Below are 1,767 nucleotides of genomic sequence, written 5' to 3'. Positions count from 1 at the left end.
GAACCGAGCGCCACCAGCCAGGTCACCGCAAGGTGTTGCACCTTGCCGAGGCGATCCCAGCCGAAGAAGAACAGGCCAACAAAGGTGGATTCGAGGAAGAACGCCATTAAGCCTTCAATGGCGAGCGGCGCACCGAAGATATCGCCGACGTAATGTGAATAATATGACCAGTTGGTACCGAACTGGAATTCCATGGTCAGGCCAGTAGCCACGCCAAGCGCAAAGTTGATACCAAACAACTTGCCCCAGAACTTGGTCATATCTTTATAAATTTGTTTCCCCGTCAGGACATATACGGTTTCCATGATCGCCAATAAAAACGCCATACCCAGCGTTAATGGCACGAACAGGAAATGGTACATCGCCGTCAGGGCAAACTGTAAACGCGACAGCTCGACAATATCTAACATGATGACTCCTTGCTCCTCGCATGAACTTCCCCTGCGGATGACAACGGCAAACAACAGACATTGACGCGCAGAATAAGATTCAGGAACGACTGATTATTGATTCCAGTTTTGTTACTGATAGAACAGAGAAAGCTGTTGCCCGAAGAAGGCGAGTAACAGTGATAAAATTCCCTTAAAAACCGATCTTTTCAGTCAATTTTAAGCAGGAGTGGAATGAGGAGGCGGCAGAATTGATATAACAACGCCTGGCACAAACTCCTGAAAAATTATGACGAAGACTGAATTGATGCAGCGCAATTTATACCGGTTAGTCGCTGTTTTGCTAGCGGTAAAGTTTCCTATAACTCGCTATTTATTGATCTGGATTAAGACAATAAATTTCCAGATATGTAGTGTTAAAGTGGTTGTTAATTAGATGTCACAACATCATCATATAATTAAGAATATAATTACCTTTTCCGCAATTATTTAACCTCGATCTGGAAAGCTAAGTGCCAATTGTTTGACAAAGATCCAGCGTCTTTTCCCTTCTTTACCCTGATGACAGAGTAAGCATAGCCGCTGTTTTTGAAACCGTTACGCTTTTTGCCCCTGTTTTCGGCGGGTTATTACCAAAAAAAAGCCACCCGAAGGTGGCTTTTTAATGTCAGTCAATACTGGCTTATTTGATTGGCAGAACCGCTTTAACCGCGTCGCCAATGTCTGCCAGGCTGCGTACGGTTTTCACACCGGCCGCTTCCAGCGCAGCAAATTTCTCATCAGCAGTACCTTTACCACCGGCAATGATGGCGCCTGCGTGGCCCATACGTTTGCCTTTCGGTGCAGTCACACCCGCGATGTAGCCGACAACCGGCTTGGTCACGTGTGCTTTGATGTAGGCTGCTGCTTCTTCTTCCGCACTACCACCGATCTCACCGATCATCACGATCACTTCGGTCTGTGGATCTTCCTGGAACAATTTCAGGATGTCGATGAAGTTAGAGCCTGGGATCGGGTCGCCACCGATACCTACGCAGGTTGACTGGCCGTAGCCGATGTCAGTGGTCTGCTTAACGGCTTCATAAGTCAGCGTACCTGAACGCGATACGATACCGACGCGGCCTGGCTGGTGAATGTGGCCCGGCATGATACCGATCTTACATTCGCCTGGGGTGATCACGCCTGGGCAGTTCGGGCCGATCATGCGTACGCCAGCTTCATCCAGCTTCACTTTCACGGTCAGCATATCCAGCGTTGGGATACCTTCGGTGATGGTGATGATCAGTTTGATGCCTGCATCGATCGCTTCCAGAATACCGTCTTTGCAGAACGGCGCTGGAACGTAGATAACGGTGGCGGTTGCGCCTGTCGCTTCTAC

General features: G+C 48.6%; 2 protein-coding genes. Both read right to left on the bottom strand.

All coding sequences use genetic code 11. The features are described from left to right. On the bottom strand, positions 1 to 410 hold a 410-nt coding region (locus RTY00_RS09515), incomplete at its 3' end, for a cytochrome ubiquinol oxidase subunit I (protein ID WP_312664245.1). 661 nt (positions 411 to 1,071) lie between these two features. Beyond that, positions 1,072 to 1,767 (bottom strand): succinate--CoA ligase subunit alpha (gene sucD, locus RTY00_RS09510; protein ID WP_312664244.1); only part of this gene is annotated, 696 nt, incomplete at its 5' end.

Source organism: Pantoea sp. CTOTU49201, assembly GCF_032054795.1.
GTDB classification, from domain to species: Bacteria; Pseudomonadota; Gammaproteobacteria; order Enterobacterales; family Enterobacteriaceae; genus Pantoea; species Pantoea symbiotica.
Note: the sequence above shows the minus strand (reverse complement) of the source record. Positions and strands in the feature narration are given on the sequence as shown.